The 21,624-nt window shown below is 64.1% G+C and carries 13 protein-coding genes; 6 read left to right on the forward strand and 7 right to left on the reverse strand.

All coding sequences use genetic code 11. The features are described from left to right. Both IPV69_RS10750 and IPV69_RS10755 read right to left on the reverse strand, forming a co-directional pair. The gene (locus IPV69_RS10750; RefSeq protein ID WP_206295108.1) at positions 1 to 633 is read right to left on the reverse strand and encodes a heavy metal-binding domain-containing protein; all 633 of its coding nucleotides are present in this window, start codon (positions 631 to 633) and stop codon (positions 1 to 3) included. A 117-nt stretch (positions 634 to 750) separates the two neighbouring features. Beyond that, a complete protein-coding gene (locus IPV69_RS10755; protein WP_206295109.1) occupies positions 751 to 1,224 on the reverse strand; it encodes a hypothetical protein in 474 nt (157 codons plus the stop codon). 308 nt (positions 1,225 to 1,532) lie between these two features. On the opposite strand from IPV69_RS10755, the gene IPV69_RS10760 reads away from it, so the two are divergent. Continuing rightward, positions 1,533 to 3,386, forward strand: coding sequence for a COG1361 family protein (locus tag IPV69_RS10760; RefSeq protein WP_206295110.1), 1,854 nt, complete (start codon positions 1,533 to 1,535; stop codon positions 3,384 to 3,386). Between the two features lie 42 nt (positions 3,387 to 3,428). Here the strand turns inward: IPV69_RS10760 and IPV69_RS10765 are convergent, their stop codons facing one another. Genes IPV69_RS10765 through IPV69_RS10775 form a run of 3 tightly spaced genes read right to left on the reverse strand, consistent with a single transcriptional unit; the run spans position 3,429 to position 6,521 of the window. After that, positions 3,429 to 3,698 (reverse strand): hypothetical protein, encoded by a 270-nt coding sequence (locus IPV69_RS10765; protein ID WP_206295111.1) that lies wholly within the window; start codon positions 3,696 to 3,698, stop codon positions 3,429 to 3,431. Positions 3,699 to 3,712: 14 nt separating this feature from the next. Further along, complete coding sequence (locus IPV69_RS10770) at positions 3,713 to 5,008, reverse strand: right-handed parallel beta-helix repeat-containing protein (protein ID WP_206295112.1); 1,296 nt, start codon at positions 5,006 to 5,008, stop codon at positions 3,713 to 3,715. A gap of 58 nt (positions 5,009 to 5,066) precedes the next feature. Then, on the reverse strand, positions 5,067 to 6,521 hold the full coding sequence (locus IPV69_RS10775) for an MFS transporter (protein ID WP_206295113.1): 1,455 nt from the start codon (positions 6,519 to 6,521) through the stop codon (positions 5,067 to 5,069). Between the two features lie 344 nt (positions 6,522 to 6,865). Between IPV69_RS10775 and IPV69_RS10780 the strand changes: the two genes are divergently transcribed. Together IPV69_RS10780 and IPV69_RS10785 are read left to right on the forward strand one after the other, a co-directional pair. After that, complete coding sequence (locus IPV69_RS10780; protein WP_206295114.1) at positions 6,866 to 9,049, forward strand: CARDB domain-containing protein; 2,184 nt, start codon at positions 6,866 to 6,868, stop codon at positions 9,047 to 9,049. Positions 9,050 to 9,419: 370 nt separating this feature from the next. Further along, a protein-coding gene (locus IPV69_RS10785) for an IS3 family transposase (protein ID WP_206295115.1) occupies positions 9,420 to 10,552 on the forward strand; the annotation gives its coding sequence in 2 pieces (ribosomal slippage) (positions 9,420 to 9,665 and positions 9,668 to 10,552; 1,131 coding nt in all). Positions 10,553 to 10,707: 155 nt separating this feature from the next. Here the strand turns inward: IPV69_RS10785 and IPV69_RS10790 are convergent. Continuing rightward, positions 10,708 to 11,967 carry an FtsW/RodA/SpoVE family cell cycle protein gene (locus tag IPV69_RS10790; RefSeq protein ID WP_206295116.1) on the reverse strand — a complete coding sequence of 420 codons (1,260 nt, stop codon included), beginning with the start codon at positions 11,965 to 11,967 and terminating at the stop codon, positions 10,708 to 10,710. A gap of 242 nt (positions 11,968 to 12,209) precedes the next feature. On the opposite strand from IPV69_RS10790, the gene IPV69_RS10795 reads away from it, so the two are divergent. Then, on the forward strand, positions 12,210 to 15,281 hold the full coding sequence (locus IPV69_RS10795) for a CHASE2 domain-containing protein (RefSeq protein WP_206295117.1): 3,072 nt from the start codon (positions 12,210 to 12,212) through the stop codon (positions 15,279 to 15,281). A 277-nt stretch (positions 15,282 to 15,558) separates the two neighbouring features. On the opposite strand, the gene IPV69_RS10800 is transcribed toward IPV69_RS10795, so the two are convergent. After that, positions 15,559 to 16,332, reverse strand: a complete 774-nt coding sequence (locus IPV69_RS10800) for a class I SAM-dependent methyltransferase (protein WP_206295118.1) — start codon at positions 16,330 to 16,332, stop codon at positions 15,559 to 15,561. Positions 16,333 to 16,830: 498 nt separating this feature from the next. On the opposite strand from IPV69_RS10800, the gene IPV69_RS10805 reads away from it, so the two are divergent. Both IPV69_RS10805 and IPV69_RS10810 read left to right on the forward strand, forming a co-directional pair. Beyond that, positions 16,831 to 18,273 (forward strand): DUF1501 domain-containing protein, encoded by a 1,443-nt coding sequence (locus tag IPV69_RS10805; RefSeq protein WP_206295119.1) that lies wholly within the window; start codon positions 16,831 to 16,833, stop codon positions 18,271 to 18,273. A 161-nt stretch (positions 18,274 to 18,434) separates the two neighbouring features. Further along, complete coding sequence (locus IPV69_RS10810; protein ID WP_206295120.1) at positions 18,435 to 21,554, forward strand: PSD1 and planctomycete cytochrome C domain-containing protein; 3,120 nt, start codon at positions 18,435 to 18,437, stop codon at positions 21,552 to 21,554. Positions 21,555 to 21,624 lie beyond the last annotated feature (70 nt).

Consider the following 21,624-nt stretch of genomic DNA (forward strand, 5'->3'; position numbering starts at 1 on the left):
TCAATGCCCTCCATGATCGTGCCCCGCGGCCGGAGCCGTGGTGGCTGACTGCGTAGCGGGGATCGGCTTGAGCTTCATGCCGCACTTGGGGCACTTGGCGTCCGCGTCGGCGGACACGACCTGGGGATGCATGGGACAGGCGTGCATCGCGCCCGCGTGCCCGGCGTGGCCGCCCGAGTCGGAAGCCGAAGTCGGCTGCGTTGTCGCGGCGGATGCGCCGTGGTTGTGCCCGGCTTGCTCGCTGACGGCAACCGGAGACGCGGTCGGCTGGGTTGCGGGTTTCAGCTTCAGCTTCATGCCACACTTGGGGCAGCGGTCATCGGCTTTGGTCGAGATCACTTCCGGGTGCATCGGACAGGTATAGAGGGCTGGAGCCGTGGCCGGTGCCGCGGCGTGTTGGTGAGCGGCGTTGTCGCCGGCCGAGGCCTGACCGTGATCGTGCGCGGCCGGCTGGGCGGTCGCTTCCGCCAGAACCGCGGACGCCAGTGTCGTACTTCGCGCGGCGTGCGGGGTCTCCATCGCTGCCGGACTGGCCGGATGGTTCGGACCCATAGACGACGAAGAAGAGGTGGCGGCGGTGCATCCGCCGATCAGCACGGACAACAATGCAAATGGGACAAGTTGCCAGTTCATGGCTTCTCCTGAGATTGAGATCGGGATATCGAAGAAGGAAATCGCAGAGGCCGCCCCGCGGCACCAAACGGCACCGCAGCGCCGGGCGGGCGCGACGTCAGCATCGACGGCCGATGATCAATTCAGGAGAGAGCAGTGAAGTGAAAGGAGCGTAAGCCCGTCTCGAAGCCGGGGTGGATCCGTCGTGGGCTGCAGCGACAAGTAGTCGCCGGTCTGGGAGAGAAGGCTCGTCGCGAGCGGGATGAAGGCGAAAGCCGGTTCGAACCCCAACCCGTCGCCAGCCGATCTGGCATCGCCGACAACCGGTGCGGCCTGGCTGACCTTGCAATGATTGCAGCCTGTCGGAGTAGGCGTGGCCGGCTTGGGCGCGTGGGCGGGTCGATGATCCGGCTGGTCTGCCTTGGATGTTGCGCAGCACGCGTGAGCCGTGCCGGCGACGACGTCCGGCGACGCCGACACCGCGACAGTCGTGCTATCGACGGCGGCGTGATGCGCCGGCATCGCCGCGGAGGCGCAGACACACCGACTCCCGGCCAATGCGATCGCAAAGGCCGTCAGGATGGAGAAGATGCGTTGGACGCCGGCGGTCATGTGTTCACGGAACTCTGACGCTCAGTTATACGCTCTACCGGCGACGATCGTTTTCTATTCGCGCCAATTCTGTCAGCCGGCGGCTCTCAAATGGCTGCCATAACAGAGGATAGCACCATTCGGTTGCGTAATGATACGCATGAAATCATTGGGTTTCTTCAATCGGCCGGTGGTTATCGACCTTGACCGCCACGCCAATCAGACGCAGGCTGACCGCACGAACGATCACTGAATCCGGTTGTCTGATGTTTCGCAGGAAGCAAACGGGCTCATCGCCCGGATGTTTCGAACCACTCCAAGAACGTCCCATGAATCGACCTACCCTTGTCGCCACCGCCCGCACCGTTGCCCTCGCGATCGCCGCCGTTGTGTTGGCGGTCGGATGTGCGCCTTCCAGTCCGATCGAGCCGGCGGTGATGAAGCCGTCGTCGCAGCCCGTCGCCCAGGCGACGACCGCGCCGGTCCCCGACATCATTCGAAACAAGGAGAAGGAAACCTCCAGCCAGGTGCTGGCCTACCCGACTGGCGACCGCGGGACGAGCGTGATCTTGCTGGAGAAGAAGTTCCCCACGCAGGCCCGGCTCGGGCAGATTTACAAGTACCAGATCACCGTGACGAACCTAAAGGAATGGCCGATCGCCGGCGTAGTGGTGCGCGAGGACTTCCCGCCGTCGTTCGCCGTCGCGAAGGACCCCAATGAGGTCGCACCCGGAACGACCTTGCCGGCCGAGGCGGGTGCAGCGAGCGGGAGAGCGGTCGAACCGGAAGATCCCGCCCAGCCGCCGATCGCCAACCCGCTCGATACGAGTGCGCCAGCCACCCGCCCCGCCAACCCGCTTTCGCCGACGCCGGCGGCGACCGTTCCTCCCCCGCCGTCAATGTCGCCACGCGATGGCAAGGACGTCCGGTACGTGCAGAACATCGGCTACGTCCGCGACGTCGACGGAACCTGGTGGGGCACCGCGACACGCCGCGAAAAGCGTGGCGTCATCGCCCAGGAGTATCTGATTGGCACGCTGGAACCGGGACAGGTAAAGCAGATCACCGTGGCGGGCGTGTCGGACGAACTGGGCAAGCTCGATACCCGCAGCACGGTCACCTACACGCCGGTGCTGGCCGGTGGGACGGACGTGATCAACCCGATCCTGAAGTTGACGAAGGAAGCCCCGCGCCACGCCGATTTGTGCGACGCGATCGAGTTCCGCTACATCATCGCCAACGTGGGCGTGGGCACCGAAACCGACGTGCGAATTGACGAGGCGTTGCCTGAAGGCATCACGACCGAAGACGGGAAGAGCAGCATTCGCATTCCCGTCGGCGATCTGCCGCAGGACCAAAGCAAATCGTTCACGATCAGGGTCCGCGCGGCCAAGACCGGTGAATACGCCACCCGCGCCCAGGCCCGCGGGTTCGGTACGGCCACGCAATCGGCGGAGCTTCCGACGGCGGTCCATGCGCCGAAGCTCGCGATCGCGATGACCGGGCCGGCGTCGGAGTATGTCGGCAAGGCGGGCGGTTACGAAATCACCATCACCAACACCGGCGACGCCGCCGCCCGCAACACCACGCTGTCGGCGACCGCCGACGCCGGGGCCGCGGTGCAGTACCCCGCGCCGGCAGCCGTGGCGACATCCCGGCCAGCGGCCGGGGCGGGATATGCCGTCGGCGTTATCGAGCCGGGTGCTTCGAAGAAGGTCCGCATCACCGCACGCCCCACCGTCGGCGGCCCCATGACCGTCAAGGCGACGGCCAAGTCCGACTGCGCCGACGCGGTGTCGGCCACCAGTTACACCGACGTCAAGACGATCGCCGCACCGGACATCCAGGTGACCGACGTCGATGATCCCGTTCGCGTCGGCGAGATGACACGGTACCGCATCGTCGTCAGCAACGGCGGATCAGGACCGGACCGGAACGTCCGGATCGTTGCCACCCTGCCCGTGCAGATGAAGTTCATCCAGGCCACAGGCCCGACGCCGGCGAAGTCGGTCGATGGCAAGATCACATTCGAGCCGCTTTCGAAGCTCGACGCGGGGCAAACCGTGACATGGCTGGTTGAAGTCAAAGCCGAGGAGGCCGGCGACGTGCGTTTCCGCGCCGAGATGACGAGCGAAAGCCTGACCGAACCGGTCATCGGCACGCAGTCGACGCGGCTGTACTGATCGCAACGAGCCGGCACGGGCGTGCAACCGCCCGTGCCGCAGTCAGTCGCTGCTCAGTAGTTCCATGATCACATGCGCGATCGCGAACATGACAATGCCGCTTGCGGTCCCGGCACCTCCCACCAGGAAGAGGAACCACTGGTACCAGGTGTCATCAACTGAATCGAAGGTCACAAACCCGATCACAAGCCACACCAGCCACGAGACGCCAAAGCAGCACGCAGCGACGATCAGTCTTCGCCGTTTGGTCGTTAAAGGGGCCGCACCGGCCCGGCCGGAAGCGTAGTTCAGCTTGGGGGGACGGCGTGACATCCGAGCGCTGGCCATTACTTGATCGGGCTGGCGATCATCCGCTTGAGCATCATGTCCCGAGCCTCGCCGGGGTTCTTCGGCCAGGTGCCGAGTGATTCGGGGCGGGTCGGGCGGGTGGCGGTGACGGCATAAAGGGTGCCGGCCGTGGGGGCCGGCTTCTCGACGGGCGCGAGAATATTGGGGTCGCGAATCCCGGTGAACGTGTACACGACATCCGGCTTGGTGCTCTCGAACTTGTCGGCGTTGCTGCCGCCCCAGCCGATGCTCTTGTACGCCAGGTTCCCCAGGCCGATCTCCTCGCGCTTCCAGTAAGCCCAGGCGGGCCAGCCATGACTGGTCAGCGATCGGACGAAAACGCCTTCGAACAGATTGCGGCCGGAGTCCTTCCGATTGCCGTGGTAGTTGACGTCCCCCTGGAAGTTGCAGTCGAGCATGACATTGAACTTGCAGTCGCCGCCCGAAAGCGTGTCGCGGATGACCAGGCAGTGCCGCGTGTTCTTGACGGTGTTGTTGTAGAACAGGCCGCCGGTGACGGAGAAGTAGACGTTGCCGCTGCCAGCGGGCGAACCTTCTTCCCCCTTGTTGAACGCGCCGTCGATCAGTACATCGCGCACCGTGATGCGACGGCCGGCGGCATCGAGCGGGTGCGATCCGCTGTGCAGGATGTTGACGTTGTCGAGCCAGCAATCCTCGCTGTCTTCGATCTCAACGCCGCCGACGTGCAGATCCTTGACGCCATTGGGATTGTTCTTCGGCCCGGCCACGCGCTCGGCGTAGACGGCCAGGCCCAGGCGGGCGACTTCCTCGTGTCGCAGCGTGAGGTCTTCGATCCCCGCCAGGCGCACCTTGTCGGCCCGAACGGTGAACGCCGCCGGCGACAGCTTGGTCGATCGCAGCGTGTTTTCGATGACGGCCAGTTCTTTGTTCTGGCCGCGAAGGACCACGCCGCTGCGGAGTTCGATCGCCTTGCGGATGCTGTGGGTGCCGGTCGAGAGCAGAACGACCACCGGTTTATCGGCTTCGGGTTTCTTCGGGTCGGCCGATGCGGCGAACTCCTTGGCGGCGGCGTCGATCGCGGCCTGGAGGTCGTCGCCGGGCTTGATGGTTTTGACGACCTTCAGGGTGTCTCGCAGCGGGATACCGCCGCGAACGCCGGCCGACGCCCATTCCTTCATGTCGGGGTAGTTGGGGTCGAAGCGGGCGGCGTCCGGCTTGCTGTCGGGATCGCCGGGGCGCGGTTCGGCCGCCGCCAGCGCGGGAATGGCGGCAAGCAACGCCGCGATACAGGCCATCGATCGAAGATAACGCATTTGGAAAAACTCCGGCTTCGAACACAGGCGCAACCGGCGGCATGAACCGCCGGCGGTATCACGGACTACCCGTTGGTTGCGCGGGGTGTTGAACGTCAGGCTGCATTGGTGTGGTTTCGAGAGCGGGAATCGGCTTGCGCGGCGCCATCAGCGCCAGGGGAACCAGGCAGATCAGGCCCAGCGCCGCATCGGTGATCAGCATGTTCGGGTAGCCCCAGTGCTCGATCGCCCAACCCTGCCACCAACTGCTGTAGGCCATCGCGAGATTCATCAGCGACATGTACGCCGTGAACTGCGTCGCGGCGACGACGGGGTTGCTGACGTCCATGAAGCCCGCCGTTCGCGAGCCGTAGATCAGTCCGATGACGTAAGAGTAAATGAACCCCCAGACAATGAATGCCGTCACCAGCCCGTCGGCAGGAACGGGCCGGCTCGCCGCCTTGGTGTCGATCGGCATGATCCACCCGTTGGCGTTGAGGTGCCACGCCAGCGCGAGGGTGGGGATAAGCGTCAGGATAGCAAAGAGCGAGATCGCCTTTCGACGACCGATGCGGTCCGACAGAAACCCGCCGGACAGACATCCTCCGACCGAAAGAATGGTGCTGACAACGGTGATGTTGGCAACCGTTGCCTCCGACAGCCCGAACTCTGCCGACAGGTTCTGGCTGACAGTCAGGCTGACGGCGAACGCCCCGGTTGGCAGCAGCGCGAAAAAGAATGCCGCCAACGCCCTGGCGTTTCCGAACATCGATTTGAAGAGTTTCCCGAGGTACGGAAGCACGTCGGCAGGCCGCAGCTTTTCGGCCGTCATTTCGGGCAGGTCATTGCCCCTGCCGTACTCGAGTGGAATCGTTGCGCCACGCCCGTCTTCACGGATCGCGATCGGCTGCAGGACGACCGCCTGTGGCACCGCGACCGCCGTTCGCGGCTCGCGGATGCGGAGCGAGATGAATACCGTCACCAGGAGGATCGATCCGGCGACCAGCCAAAAACTGTTCGAAAAGCCGATGACGGAAGTGAGGTAAAGCACGCCCGCCCCGCCGATGCCCGCGCCCGTGTAGGCGCCGGCAAACATGAAGCCGTTGGCCGTGCCTCGCTCGCTCTCGGGCAGGACGGTGACGGCCAGCGCGTCGATCGCGACGTCCTGTGTCGCGGCGAAAACATTGTGAACGACGATGATCAGCGAAAACAGGTGCAGATTGGTCGAGTAGTCGATCGGCCACGCCGCCAGCAGCGTCAGCGACATCATCAGCTGGCAGCCTACGATCCAGGCGCGGCGTTTTCCGAGCCGCTCGGAGTAGACCAGGTCGACCACGGGTCCGGCGAACACCTTCCAGGCCCACGGCAGGTAGAGCGAGGCAACAAATGCACCGACCTCGGCCGGCCCCAGGCCCTGCTTGCGCATCTGAAAAGCAATTGCGACCGAGGCGAACCCCTGCGGGATCCCCTCCGTTACATAGAGAAGGAAGAACGTCAGGAGCCGGCCATAGCGTGTTGCAAGAAGATGCCGCATGAGCCTCAGGTGAGAAGGAGCGATTTTCTGGCAAAGCAGGATTTGTGCCGTGCCCGGCGCGTGGTGGGAATGATACCGTCAATGCAAGAGGTCCGCCCGCGTCCGCACTTTGTGACCGCAGACGCCGAAATCCGTCAGCCGCATGTCATGAGACGACCTCACGACCCGTCGTGAGGCAGAATGTGCTGTGGCACGACGCTGGACGCTGCGTGCCCGCATCAGCAGCACAAGGCCGTGCGATGGCGACCCGCGTGCATTGCCGGCGACGCTTTTTCACGACCCAGGCCAAAGGAGTAAAAACGATGACTTTGTTGTACCGCCGAAACTCGCGTGCGAGGCGCGTCGTGACCCATGCCACCAAAGCCGCCTTCGAATCGCTCGAAGGGCGCAAGCTTTTTGCCGCCGCCGGCGATCTGGATGCCGCATTCGGGACCGGCGGGCGGGCAACGATCAACTTTCCGGTCGTCACTCAGCCGGCCAACAGCGATTTTGCCGACAGGGGCGTCGAACTGTTCTCGCTCGATTCCCGCAACGGCCTGACGGTCGTCGCAGGCGACCACCGCACCGGCAGCCTCGAAGCAGGCCCGACCTTTGACGACCGCGAACTGGCTTTGGCCCGGCTCGACGCCAGCGGCCAGCTCGATCCGACGTTCGACGGCGACGGCGTTCTCTATTCGCCGGTCCTCCGAAGTGTCGTCGATATCTATGTGCAGTCGGACAACGGCATTCTCGTCCTGGGCAGCACCGTCGCCGCGCCGGAAGGCAGCTTCCTGGCCCGCTTTACGCCGGCCGGCACGCTCGACACTGCCTTTGGCGGCGGCGACGGGATCGTCGCGTTCGACTTCACCGCGACGAACGTGGACCAAACGCCCGAGGGCAAGATCGTCGTCAGCGGATCGGCGTTCAGCCAGGCCCAGAGTCAGGACGTCCTGGTCGCCGCCCGGCTGCTCAGCGAAGGCGCGCTCGACGCTTCATTCGACGACGACGGTGTCGCCGAGACACCCTTCGCCTTCGGCTCGGGGGCGTTCCTCGCGATTCAGCCCAACAACGGCAAGGTGCTGCTGGCCACCAGCGTCGTCCGCCAACCCACGCCGGTCGAGATCGACGGCAGTCTCATTCGCCTCAATCTCAACGGCAATCCCGATTCCACCTTCAGTGGAAACGGGCAGGCGTTCGTCAACAGCGAGCAGATCGACGACGTTGCCGGGATCGATGTTGGCACGACCGGCGACATCTTCGTCGCGCTCGGCGACACGCGGCCGACAAAGACCGTGCTGACCAAAGTCAGTTCCGGCGGAAGCCAGGGCCTGCTGTTCGAAGCGCTCGACGCCAACGCTCTGATCAACGACATCCAGGCGGCGTTCGATACCAGCGGCAAGGTGCTACTGTTCGGGCGCGTCGAAGCGACGCCGGGCGCTTCGGACTTCAAGGACGCCGTCATCCGCTATAACGGCGACGGCACGCTCGATCGAACGTTCGGCACCAGCGGCAAGGGATACATCTTCAATGAAGGTGAGACCGGCGAATCGGCCAATGCCTTCCTGGGTGACCTTCAGGCGGACATGCGGATCGTGTCTGCCCGGGGCGACCTGGCGGCCTCGGGCAGTTACAGCGTGACCATCACCCGACGGCTCTCGACCGGCGACGTTCCGCCGGTCTCGCCACCGACCTCACCGCCGCCCACATCCCCGCCGACGTCGCCTCCACCGGTTTCCCCGCCGCCTGTTTCGCCCCCGACTTCGCCCCCACCGACCTCTCCACCGCCTGTGTCGCCGCCGCCGCCCGTCGGTGCCACGCAGGGAACGCTTTCCGGCACCCTCACGACCAAGCTCCCAGCGGGCCTGATCGGACAGCAGAAGCTCGTCGGCGGCAAAGTGATCGTCGCGGTGACCAATCCCACGACGTCCCTGGTCAAGGGAAAAACCACCTTCTCCCTCAGCGTCTCGGCCGATGCGACGCTCGACAGCGGCGACGCTGCGGTCGTCTCCAGGCAGCAGAACCTCAAGCTGAAGCCGGGGCAGACACGGAATGTGAAGCTGCCGGTCAAGCTCCTGCCGATCGGGACCGCGGGCACCTACCAGCTGCTGGCACGGATTACCGCGCCGGATCAAACAACGACCGATGTCGCCGGCGGCACGACTTTCTCCGTGGCAGAACCCGTCGTTGATCTGAGCAGTGCGATTGACCGCGGTATCACCGGCACGGTCGCGGTCGGCGCGAAAGCGGCGGTGAAAATGAGCGTGCAGAATCTCGGCAATGTGCCTGCCAAGGGGCCGCTGACCGCCGCGATCTTTGCTTCGACGGACAACACCAGTTCCAGCGACGACGTGCTTCTGGTTTCCAAGTCGGGCAACGTCGCGATCAAGCCCGGCAAGAGCAAGTCCTTCGGGCTGTCGTTCCGCGTACCGGCGAACCTGCCGGCGGGAACCTACTACCTGACCGCCAAAGCCGACACGCTCAGCGCCTTCGCCGAGCCGGACGAGGCGAACAACATCGTCGTGTCGTCGGGAACGTTCACGGTCGGATAGGCCGGGCAGGATTGAACGCCAGGACGCCGAGAGTCCCCTTGCCTTAGGTGGCATTCCTGGGATCTCGGCGTCCTGGCGTTCATCACCCTGTGAGTTCTTCGTGTCCTGTCCCGAAATAGCGCTCGACGGCCAGGTGCGCAGGCCCAACGGGCCGTCATTTTATAGCCCAGGGCATCGCCCTGGGACGGCCAGAACCCCTCGAGCTCGAGGCCTGAAGGGCCGCGATACGTCGTTCGTTATCCCGACCTTTCAGGCCTTGCGTCACAGGACCTACTCGTCCCAGGGCGTTGCCCTGGGCTATAGAATTGGCCTTCCCCACGTTTGGTGGGCGCTCACTGGGCAGGATACCCTCCTGCCGAAGGAGCTGGCCATGCGTCGTAGGAAGTTCACTCGTGAGTTCAAGCTGGGTGCCGTCAAGCTGGTGCACCAGCAGGGCCGATCGGTAATGCAGGCGGCTAAGGACCTCGGCGTCGATCCCAAGTGCATCCGCGAATGGATCGAGAAGTACACGGCCGATCCCGACTCGGCCTCGCCGGCGGCGATGGCCAAAGAGCTGCAGCAGCTGCGCACCGAAAACGCGCGTTTGCGAATGGAGCGTGAGATCCTAAAAAAAGCGACGGCGTTCTTTGCCAGCCAGCAGGAGTGAGGTTCGCCTTCATTGCCAGCACGCTCGACGACTATCCGCTGGCAGCGTGTTGCCGGGTGTTGTCGGTCACGCGCTCGGGCTTCTACGCCTGGAGGTGTCGTGCCGACAGCGAGCGACAGCGTCGGCGTCAGGAACTGCTCGTGCGGATCCGCGACGTGCACGAGGCCAACCGCCAGGTGTACGGCAGCCCGCGGATCTACCAGGTGCTCAAAAGCGAGGGGCAAAGCGTGTGTGAGAACACGGTCGCTGCCATCATGAAGCAGGCGCAGATCCGAGCCAAAGGTCGGCGTCGTTTCGTGCCGCGTACGACCGACAGCGGGCACGGGCAGCCGGTGGCGACGAACGTACTGGACCGGCAGTTCGCCGCCGAGGGTCCGGACCGCAAGTGGGTGGCGGACATCACCTACATCGAAACCGCTGAGGGCTGGCTTTACCTGGCGGGCGTGCTGGATCTGTACTCGCGGAAGATCGTCGGCTGGTCGATGACGCAGCACATGCGTACGGAGCTGGTGGCCGAGGCGTTGCAGATGGCGATCGCGCAGCGGCAGCCTTGCAAGGGCCTGCTGCACCATAGCGACCGAGGAGTACCGTACGCGTCGGAGGACTACCAGCATTTGTTACAATCGCACGGGATGGTGGTGAGCATGAGCGATCCGGGCGAGTGCTGGGACAATGCGACGATGGAGAGCTTCTGGAGCACGCTCAAGAGCGAGCTGATGGAAGGGACGAGGTATGCGACGCGGGCGGAGGCCCGGCAGTCGATCTTTGAGTACATCGAGGTGTTCTACAATCGAAAGCGGCTGCATAGCACGTTAGGCTATCAGAGCCCCGAATCGTTCGAGGCGAGCCGCAGTTAACCCAACCCGCGCCCACCAAACGTGGGGAAGGCCAAATCTCGGCCCTTCGGGCCTGTTGGCACCGCCGTCAAGTTTCATCATCTCGCTGAGAGGTGACAGACCTGATGATGCGCTCCGTGGCGATCTGCAGTTTTGCGCCTCAACCGCAACGCGGATCACTCGTCGAAGTCGAACGAGTCCCGCGCCATGACCAGCGGGCGGTGCTGGCCGATGTTCAGCAGCAGGCCGGCCGCCATGTAGCTTGCGAGCAGGCTGGTGCCGCCGTAGCTCACGAACGGCAGCGTGATGCCGGTCACGGGCATCAGGCGCAGCGTGACCATGATGTTGATGAACGCCTGCCCCGCGAACATGACGATGATGCCGATCGCAACCAGGCGTCCGAAAGGATCGCGGTTGTTGGCGGCGATCTCGATACCGCTGGCGAACAGGACGATATACGCCACCAGGACCGCCGTCGTCCCGAAGAAGCCGAACTGCTCGCCGATGATCGAGAAGATCATGTCATTGTGGGCCTCGGGCACGATCTGCCCGACGGGAATGACACCGAACCCCTTGCCCGCGACGCCGCCCGAGCCCAGCGCCGTCATCGCGTGTTCCTGCTGAAACCCGGTGCCGCGGAGGGTTCGGGGGTCGTGGCTGAACATCGCCAGCACGCGCTCTCGCTGATACCCCTTGATGATCGCCGGGAAGTGACGGAAGAACGGCACATCGGTTCCGCTCATCCAGACCAGCGGCGCGAGCACGATCGCCGTGCCGACGATCGGAAGCAGGTGCTTGAGCTTTGCGCCGGCGACGAACAACATCGCGAACAGGACGGGGATGAACACAAGTGCCGTGCCCAGGTCCGGCTGTTTGAGGATCAGAAGCAGGGGCACACCCGCCAGCGCGAACGGGGCGAGCAGGCCACGCACCGTGCGGTAGTTCGAGCGGAACCGCAGGTAGCGGGCCATCACCATGATGAACGCGAGCTTCATCAGTTCGGCGGGCTGGAAGCTGGTGCTGCCGAAATAGATCCACGCCGTCGCGCCGTTGGTCCGCCGCACGCCCGGCAGCGTCATCACGCCGCCGGCAACGGTGTAGAGGATCAGCAACAGGCTGAAGATGTAGAACCCCCAGGCAAGCCGGCCGAGCATCTGGTAGTTGATCGCCTGGAAGAGTGCCATGCCCACAACGGCCACCCCCAGGAATGTGAGCTGCTTGGAGACATCGGCCCGGGCGTCGGCCCAGATGCTGATCAGGCCGATCGCGGTCAACACACCGATCGCCGCCAGCGCCGGCCAGTTGGTGTAGATCGCGAGCTGTTTCCACACGCGTCCGAGCCAGACGGACAAGGGCGTGGGGGCGCGGCGCGACTCGCGCCGACGGGCGTCGGTCGTTACGGAAGGCGGAAGATTGCGAATCTGCAGGAACGCCACGGGGCGTAAGAGTACCTTGAACGGGGGGATTGGTCATTTGTCACTGGTCATTTCTCGCTTGTCACTGGTCACTTGTTACTGGTCAACTGTCGAGGAGGGCAGTTGCTGTTCGATCGTGGTAACCAGTGCCCGGTATCGAGTAGCCAGTGACAAGTGGCAAGTGGCAAGTGACAGGTGACCAGTGACAAAGGACAACCAACAACTTCCCGGTTAGGCTTTGAAGTCAAAGGATCACGCACACCATGGCACGAAGCGACCGCCACATCCGCAACAGCACTTTTGCCGTCGGGTTCACCCTGGCACTGGGTATTTTTTTCGCCTGGATGTCGGGCTGGCTGGAAGGAACCGAGGCCGGGCTGTACGACGTCCGCGCCAAGCGATTCCAGAAGTTCTCGCCCAAGCCCAGCGACAAGATCGTGCACGTCGATATCGACGACGCCACCCTCGAGGCCGTCGGCGCCTGGCCCTGGCCGCGCACGCAGATGGCCGACATCATCGACGAGATCGCCCGCGCCGGGGCCAAGGCGATCGTGCTCGATATTCTTTACACCGAGCCGCAGGAGATTCAGTACGTCCGATCGCCCGACGGCAAGACGTTCACCCCCGTCGATCATGACGCCAACCTGGCGGCATCGTTCGGCCGGGCGGGCAACGTGCTCGTGCCGGCGAGCCTGTCGTTCGTGTCGGCCCGGGCACAGTCCACGGCGACGACGGCAGCGGTGAAAACGCTGGCCGCCCAGCCGGAAACAACGCTCGACACGCTGATGGCCGGCCTGAAGGCCCAGGGGAAGTTCACCGCCGAGGAACTGACCGAGGTCGAATCGATCTTTTTCACGCTTCGCCGCGAAGCCGTCCTGGCCCGCGTGGAAGACGAGATGGACCAGGAGTTCGGCGGTCACGGACACCGGCACGCCACCACAGCAGCAACCAGTACCGTATCAACCAGTACCGCCGCTACCGGTCCGGCCATTGCAGCAACACAGCCGACGACGGCCGCGACAACGCAGCCGGCACCATCGTCGCAGCCGACCTCGCCGAAGTTCATGCCCACCCCGGCCCAGGCCGAAGCGCTTCAGCGCAAGCTGATGCTCCGGCTCTTCCCGTCGCTCGACCCGAACGTCGAGTCGCCCCAGCTTCGCCTCGTCCGGGAAGGCTACGACCGCGCCCTGGCCGAGCGGCACCTGGACGGTTTCACACGGCAGGCGGTGCCGGGCGTCGCGGTTTTTCAGCCGCGCAGCGAGATTCACCCCGTGCACACCCTGCTCGGTGCCGCCGCGAGCAGTGCCTACGTCGACTACCCCAATTTCGGCGACGGCACGGTTCGATCGGTGCCGCTGTTCATGGCGCACAAGGACCGATGGCTCCCCCAGATGGGCCTCAGGACAGCCTGCACCATGCTGGACGTGAACCCGGAGGATCTGATCGTCACGCAGGACAGCGTGATCATCCCCGCCGGCACGATGGCCGACGGAACCCCTCGCGCCGAGCGGGTGATCCCCGTGCGCACTGAAACGCACTCGTTCACCAGCGGCAGAAGCATCGAGATGCCGCTGATGATGGACATCCCTTGGTTCGGCCCCGGCCGCTGGTACGCCATGTACGACCCGGACCGGCCGAATCAGAAGGCGCAGCATCTGTCGATGGCGCTGCTCTACGGGGCGGCCGAAACAAGATCGCGAATCCAGCGGAACAGCCAGAAGGTGGACGAGGCGATCTTCTTTCTCTTGAGCGATCAAACGACCGAGGGAGGCATCAAAGCGATGGGATTGGATATGAAGGCCGCCAAAGCGCACCTTCTGTCTCGCCCGCCGCTGGATGACCTAAAAGCACGAGCATTCATCATCCAAACCGCGCTGCAGAAAGTTGAGGCCACGAAGATTGTTGAAGAGTTCGAATTGATTAAGCCGGAGGAACGCACAAAGGAGGAGCGCGATCAGTATCGCGAACTCACTGTCAACATTGCGAACCTGAAAGCCGCCGCCACCGAGGCCGGTTCACTTCAGGCTCAACTCGACCAGCAACGATCCGAGCTGAAATCGTTTCTAACCGGCAAAGCCGCCATCCTCGGCTGGACCGCCGTCGCCGCCGTCGCCGATCAGAAGCCTACACCCCTGCACGCCGCCGCCCCAGGCGTTGTTGTTCACGGCGTGATTGTGAACGCCATCCTCGCCAACGACTTCTGGCAAACCGCCCGGCCGTGGGTGAACGGACTGCTGATTATCCTGTTCGGACTGATCACCTCCGTCGCGGTCGCCAGGCTTTCGCCGGTGGTGTCGCTGGTCACGGCAGTACTGCTTGCCGCGGGCTATGTCCTGTTCAACTGCGTCGTGCTGTTCGACTACGGCAACTGGCTGGTCGAACTCGCCGCCCCGCTGCTGGCGGTCGCCGGGCCGTGGGCCGGGGGCACCATCACCCGACTGGTGATCGAGACGCGTGAAAAGGCCCGCATCACCCGCCGACTGGGCTCCTACGTGGACCAGGACCTGGTGCAGTACTGTCTCGAATCGCGCGACGAAACGATCTTCACCGGCCAGGAACGCGAGACGACGGTTGTCTTCACCGACCTCGAAGGCTTCACCAAGCTCTCCGACAAACTGAAGAAGGCGGTCGTTCCGATTCTGAACGACTACATGGGCCGGGCGACGGTCGTCATCAAGAAGCACAAGGGCTTCGTCAACAAGTTCCTCGGCGACGGCATTCTGTTCTTCTTCAACGCCCCTCGGCCGAACGTCAACTTCGTTGAAAACGCGATGGACTGCCTGCTCGACCTGCAGGTCATGATGAAGGAGTTCAATGTCGAACTGGTCAGGGATGGCCATTCGCCGCTGAAAATGCGGGCCGGCATGACAACGGCGAAGGTCATCGCCGGCGACGCCGGCTCGAAGGACCACGCCGACTACACCGTGCTCGGCGATGACGTGAACCTGTCGGCCCGGCTGGAGTCGGCCAACAAGTTCTTCGGCACGCTCATGCTCGTGACCGACGTTTCGATGCAGCGCGCCGGAGACCGCTTCCTCTTCCGCCCGGTCGGCAATATCCAGGTCAGCGGCCGCAGCGAAGGCGTAATGACGTACGAGCCGTTGGCATGGATCAAAGACGCGACCGACGAGGAGAAGGAACTCGCCCGCCGAACCGATGCCGTCTACACCGCATTCGCCGCCGACAAGGCCGCCGACTGCTTGGCGGCGGTCGAAGCGATGGAGAAAGCGTTCGGAGAATCCAAGCTGACCAAGACCTACCGCAAGATGTGCGAGGCAGTCCTCAGCGGCGAAGAGCCGGCGTTGCCGAAGCAGATCGTGCTGTCAGAGAAGTAATCCCGAGATCACAGCAGGCCGTACCTGCCGGCTGTCCGTGAGATGGCTGTCCGTGACACGGGTTTCCAACCCGTGCTGGCGATGTCGGAGTTCAAAAGACGCCAATCTTCAGTTCGCTCTTTACCTATCTTCCACGCACGTGCAGTGCCCCGCACCGAAGCGGGCAACCTGAGGATTGGTGCCTTGTCGACTCCGACATCGCCAGCACGGGTTGGAAACCCGTGTCACGGACAGCCATCTCACGGACAGGCATCCCGGATGCGTCTCATCGCCCGTGTTACGTCGGGACGTGACCGACGTAATCGGAGAAGATGCCCAGGCGAACCCGCCGGGTGACGTTGACAAACCCCGCCGCCTGCATCGCCGCGAGGACCGTCGCCGGCTCCACGCACGACTCGATTGTCTCCCAGTAGTACCGCCAGAGCAGCGTCGTGCCGGCGCGGTTCTCATGTTCGGGTGTGGCGATCCGGCTCAGGCAGGGGATCAGGCCCTTCATGTAGGCCCGCAGCAGTACCCGGCGGATCGCATTCTCCGGCCGGGTCAGTTCCAGCACGCACGCGATGCCGCCGGGCTTGAGCACTCGCCGATACTCCCGGAAGGTGGCGGTCAGGTCGCCGACGTGACGCAGGGCGTATCCCATGCTCAGAAAATCGAACACCCCGGCGGAAAATGGCAGGTGCTCGGCACGGGCGCGGATCAGGCGGATGGGCAGTTGCTTGCCGGCCTGGCTGATCATGCCGGCGCTGGGGTCTACGCCGATGACCAGCCCCGGATCGCCGGCAAGCGTCGCCGCCTCACGGGCGACCAGGCCGGTGCCGGTGGCGACATCGATCACCCGCATGCCTTTGACCAGCCCGGCGACCTGCAGCGCTTCCCGCCGATACCAGGACCCCGACCCCAACGCCATCAGCCGTTCAATTCGATCGTAACTCGCTGCCCCGCCATCAAATACACGACGGACGAACTCGCGTTTCTGGTCGGCTTTCGAGAAAAACCGCCCGAGAGTTGGATGGGGGGCGATCGCGGGCGGGTTGTCGGCAAGACGGGACATTCGGGGCGAGTATACCGGCGAGTCGCCGGGACTGCCTTGGCGGACGCCGTGGCGATTTTTGCAGGGGACGCGCTGGCGGGCGAAAGGCCCGCGTCCGCCAAGGCGGACCCTACAATGTCGGCAAGATCCGAAACGGGTCGTCGCCCTATGGCCAATTCACCAAAAGCCATTATTTGATCAAAGGATACGGCATCTGTAGTGTCCGCCTTGGCGGACGCGTGGGCCCACGGGGACGCCTCAGCCGCGTAAATCGTGCATCCGCCAAGGCGGACCTCACCGATAAGTGTAACCAGAATCACATTATCGGTCATTCCCGAACAACCCCGTTACCCAACTGTATTATTGTCGCAACACAAGGGGTCGCGTACAGATAGTCGATAGTGCCGCGAGAGAGATCACTGAGATCTTTCAGAGATCGGCCCGTGTCGCCGGTGACAGTGTCCCGCACCCGTCCCACATCGAGCCATATCCAGTCGGCTCTAACAGCGAGGTCATGAAATGAAGCGTCTCCCGAACTACAACCCGGCCGAACACACGGCTCGCGTCGAAGATCTGTTCATGACCCGCCGTGACATGCTCGAAAAGACAGGCATGGGCATGGGCCTCCTGGGCATGGCGATGATGCTCGGCCAGGACATGATGGCCAGCCACGCCGGGGCCGCCACCGCCGGCCTGCCCCCGAAACTCGACGTCCGCTCTCCGCTGGCGGTCAAGCAGCCGCACTTCAAGGCCAAGGCCAAGCACGTGATCCACATCTGGGCCCCCGGCGGTCCGTCGCACGTGGATACGTGGGATCCGAAGCCGGCCCTCAAGAAGTACGAAGGCCAGGCGCTGCCGGGCCTTAATGGCGTGGCGCTGCCGTCGCCGTTCACCTTCTCGAAGCAGGGCAAGAGCGGCCTGGAAGTGTCGTCGGTCAACCCGTACCTCGCGAAGGTCGCCGACGAACTGTGTGTCGTCCGCTCTCTCTGGACCGATGTCCCCGCCCACGAGCCCGCCAGCCGCTTCATGCACACCGGCTCGCTGCAGATCCCCAAGCCGTCGCTCGGCTCGTGGACGGTCTACGGCCTGGGCACCGAGAACCAGAGCCTCCCGGGCTTCATCTCGCTGGGTGGCGGCAAGTCGGACTACCGCCAGGCGGCATTCCTGCCGAGCCTCTACCAGGGCGTGAACGTCAATTACAGCCCGAAGATGCCGCTGAACCAGGTTCTGCTGAACATCTACAACCAGTTCGAAGGCCCCAACGACCAGCGTCGCCAGCTCGACCTGGCCCGCAAGCTCAACACCATGCACGCCGAGAAGCTGCAGCGCAACGAGCAGCTCGACGCCCGCATCGAAAGCTTCGAGATGGCCTTCCGCATGCAGACCGAAGCGACCGAAGCATTCGACATCTCGAAGGAATCGGAAGAGATCAAGGCCAAGTACGGCAACACCGACAGCGGCATGAAGATGCTCGTCGCCCGCCGGCTGGTGGAGCGTGGCGTTCGGTTCGTGCAGGTTCCGATCGGCGGCTGGGATCACCACCAGAACCTCGAGCAGAGCCTGGCCCGCAACTGCGGCATGGTCGACCAGCCCGCCGCGGCGCTCATCCAGGACCTCAAGGAACGCGGCCTGCTCGACGACACCCTGATCATCTGGGGTGGCGAGTTCGGCCGAACGGTCACCCGCGATCGTGGCGGTGCGGCGACGGCCGGTCGCGACCACAACAGCAAGGCGATGTGCTGCTGGATGGCCGGCGGCGGCGTCAAGGGCGGCTACGCCCATGGCTCGACCACCGAGTTCGGCGACCGCGCCGAAACCGACAAGGTCCACGTCCATGACCTGCATGCCACGATCATGCACCTGCTCGGATTCGACCATAAGAAACTGACGTACCGCTACAACGGCCGCGACTTCCGCCTGACCGACAACTTCGGCGAAGTCGTGAAGAACCTGATCGCCTGAGATTTGTAGGGTCCGCCCTGGCGGACGTTACCAACACGTCCGCCTTGGCAGACCCCGGTGCAGACCCCGGTCCGCCAAGGCGGACACACGTTATTCAAGTGATCGTCGCGTCCGCGATTGCGGATTGTCGCGTCCGCCAAGGCGGACCCTACTGGAGAGCCATGAAGGCACGCTTCCTCACCCTGACAACCATTCTCGGCGCCGCGGCGGGTCTTGCCGCTGCCGCCGCTGTGCCGACCCCGGTGGCCGCGCCGGCTCCCACGCCCGCCGCCGCTCCCGGGCAGACCGCCGCCCCCGCGGCCGTCGCCAACCAGAAGCCCACCAAGGAACAACTCGACTTCTTCGAAAACAAGATCCGTCCGGTGCTCGTCGGCAGCTGCTACAAGTGCCACTCCGCCGAAGAAAAGAAAGCCAAGGGCGGCCTGGTTCTGGATACCCGCGAAGGCTGGATGCACGGCGGCGAAAACGGCACGGCGATCATCCCCGGCAATCCGGAGAAGAGCCTGCTCATCAAGGCCGTCCAGTACCACGACGAAGACCTCCAGATGCCGCCCGACGGCAACAAGCTCGAGGCCAAGCAGATTGCCGACCTGGTCACCTGGGTGAAAATGGGCGCGCCCGACCCACGGACCAACGGCGGCGTGAAGCTCACCGGCCTGAACGACACCGCCCGTCATCACTGGTCGTTCCAGCCGATTCAGAACTCCCCGGTCCCGGCGGTGAAGAACGCCGGCTGGGTGAAGAACCCCGTCGACAACTTCGTGCTGTCGAAGCTCGAGCAATCGGGCATGGTTCCCAATCACCCCGCCGCCCGCGAGACGCTTCTGCGTCGCGCGACCTACGACCTGATCGGCCTGCCGCCGACCCCGGAAGAGATCACCGCCTTCCAGAAGGACACCTCGCCCAACGCGTTCGAAAAGGTGATCGACCGCCTGCTGGCCAGCCCGCAGTACGGCGAGCGCTGGGGCCGGTACTGGCTCGATTCTGCCCGCTACAGCGACACCAGCGGCATCGAAAACAACAACCGCGGCCAGGACTACCGCTATGCCTATGCCTGGACCTACCGCGATTACGTGATCAACTCGTTTAACGCCGACAAGCCGTACGATCAGTTCCTCAAGGAACAGATCGCGGCCGACCTGCTGCCGACCGCCAAGACCAACCCCGAAACGCTCGCCGCCCTGGGCTTCCTGACGGTGGGCAAGCGGTTCCAGAACCCCAACGACCAGATCGACGAGCGCATCGACGCGCTCACCAAGGCGACCATGGCCCTGACGGTGTCGTGTGCCCGCTGCCACGACCACAAGTTCGACCCGGTCCCGACCGCCGACTACTACTCGCTGCACGGCGTATTCGTCTCGACCGAAGAGCCGGTGCAAAAGCCGCTGATCGGCACAACCCCGACCGGCCCGGAGTACCAGGACTTCATCAAGCGGTTGACCGAGCTGGAAGCGAAGAATCGCGACCAGTACTACAGCACGATTGAATCCAAGCACAAGGAGTTCTATCGCAAGTCCGGCGTGTATCTGCAGGTCGGCATGATGTACCGCAGCAACGACGCCGAACAGATCAACGCCCGTAACAAGCTCATCGCCGAGCACAAGCTCGACCGCGACCTGTACCAGACACTGCGGATCGATCCGCGTCGGGACAGTGCCGTGATGGGCCCGTTCTACAAGTTCTCGCAACTCAAGGCCGAAGATTACGCGGCGAAGGTTCCCGAGATCCTCAAGCAGATCCAGGGATCGACCGACGCCGCCGTCGCTGCGACGGACAAGGGCGCGGACAAAGCTGCTGAAAAGAACAAGGCCGATCGCAAAGCCGACCGCAAGGCCTTCGTCAGCAGCAATCCCCCGATCAACCCGCTGGTCAAGGCCGCTTTCAAGGACGTCAAGCCGGAACAGATCAAGAGCTTTGCCGACGTGTCGGCGATCTACGGCAAGATGTTCGCCGCCCTCGAACCCCGCCACGCCGAGTACCTCAAGGCAAGCCGCTCCACGATGAAGGGCGAAGTGACGGGCTTCAGCGAAGAAGAGCTGGAGATCCTGAACTTCCCGATCAAGATGCACCCGGCGTCGTCGCTGAGCGACGAAGGCTTCAAGGTGGCGATCGCCGACCTGCGGCTGCAGAACGGCGGGTTCCAGCGGTTCAGCGGGCTGGCCTCGGTGAACGAGCTTCAGCTCACGCACCCCGGTTCGCCGGCCCGTGCGATGGTCGTTGAAGATTCCGAGCGGCCCCGCAACAGCTATGTGTTCATCCGCGGCGAAGCCCAGAACCGCGGCCCGATCGTTCCCCGCCAGTTCCTGGAGATCATCGCCGGCAAGGACCGCAAACCCTTCTCGGTCGGCTCCGGCCGTCGTGAATTGGCCGATTCGATCGCGACGCCGGCCAACCCGCTGACGGCCCGCGTCGCCGTCAACCGCATGTGGGCCCGCCACTTCGGCGACGGCTTCGTCCGCACGCTGGACGACATGGGCGTCATGTGCGACCCGCCGAGCCACCCGGAACTGCTCGACTACCTCGCCAGCCGCTTCATCGCCGAGGGGTGGTCGTTCAAAAAGATGCACAAGCTGATCATGACGTCGGCGACCTACCAGTTGAGCAGCGACGCCAACCCGGCTTACGTCAACAAGGATCCGGACAACCGGCTCATGTGGCGTGCCAACCTCCGCCGGCTCGACTTCGAAGCCATCCGCGACACCATGCTGATGTTCACGGGCAAGCTCGACCTGACGCTCGGCGGCAAGCCGGTCAACCTGACCGACGAGCCCTACAGCAACCGTCGCAGCGTGTACGGCTACATCGACCGGGGCCTGGTCCCGGAACTGATGCAGCAGTTCGACTTCGCCGACCCCGACATGGCCAACAGCAAGCGGACGAGTACGATCGTTCCGCAGCAGGCCTTGTTCTTCATGAACAGCCCGATGTCGGTCGACGTGGCCCGCAAGGCCGTCAGCCGCGAAGAGTTCGTCAACGCCAAGGACGATGTCGCCAAGGTCAAAGCGTTGTACGAAGTGATCTTCCAGCGGGCCCCCAAGGCCCAGGAAGTGCAGATCGCCCGCGAGTTCGTCGCGGCTGCCTCGGCCGCCGCCCCGGACCAGGTGTCCAAAGCGGCCGTCAAGTCGGGTAAGACGCGCACGGTGGATAACACCGGCAAGTACGGCAACCTTCGGGCCGCGATCAAGAACAGCGGCGAACTCGTCGAACGCCGTCCCCTGACCGTCTGGGAGCAGTATGCCCAGGCCCTGCTGATGTCGAACGAGATTGCCTACGTCAACTGAGCGTTAATCGGCTCCGGCCGCCCATAGCCCTCAAGGGGCGAGACGCTCACCGCGTCTCGCCCCTTTTCGT

The organism is Humisphaera borealis, from assembly GCF_015169395.1.
GTDB classification, from domain to species: Bacteria; Planctomycetota; Phycisphaerae; order Tepidisphaerales; family Tepidisphaeraceae; genus Humisphaera; species Humisphaera borealis.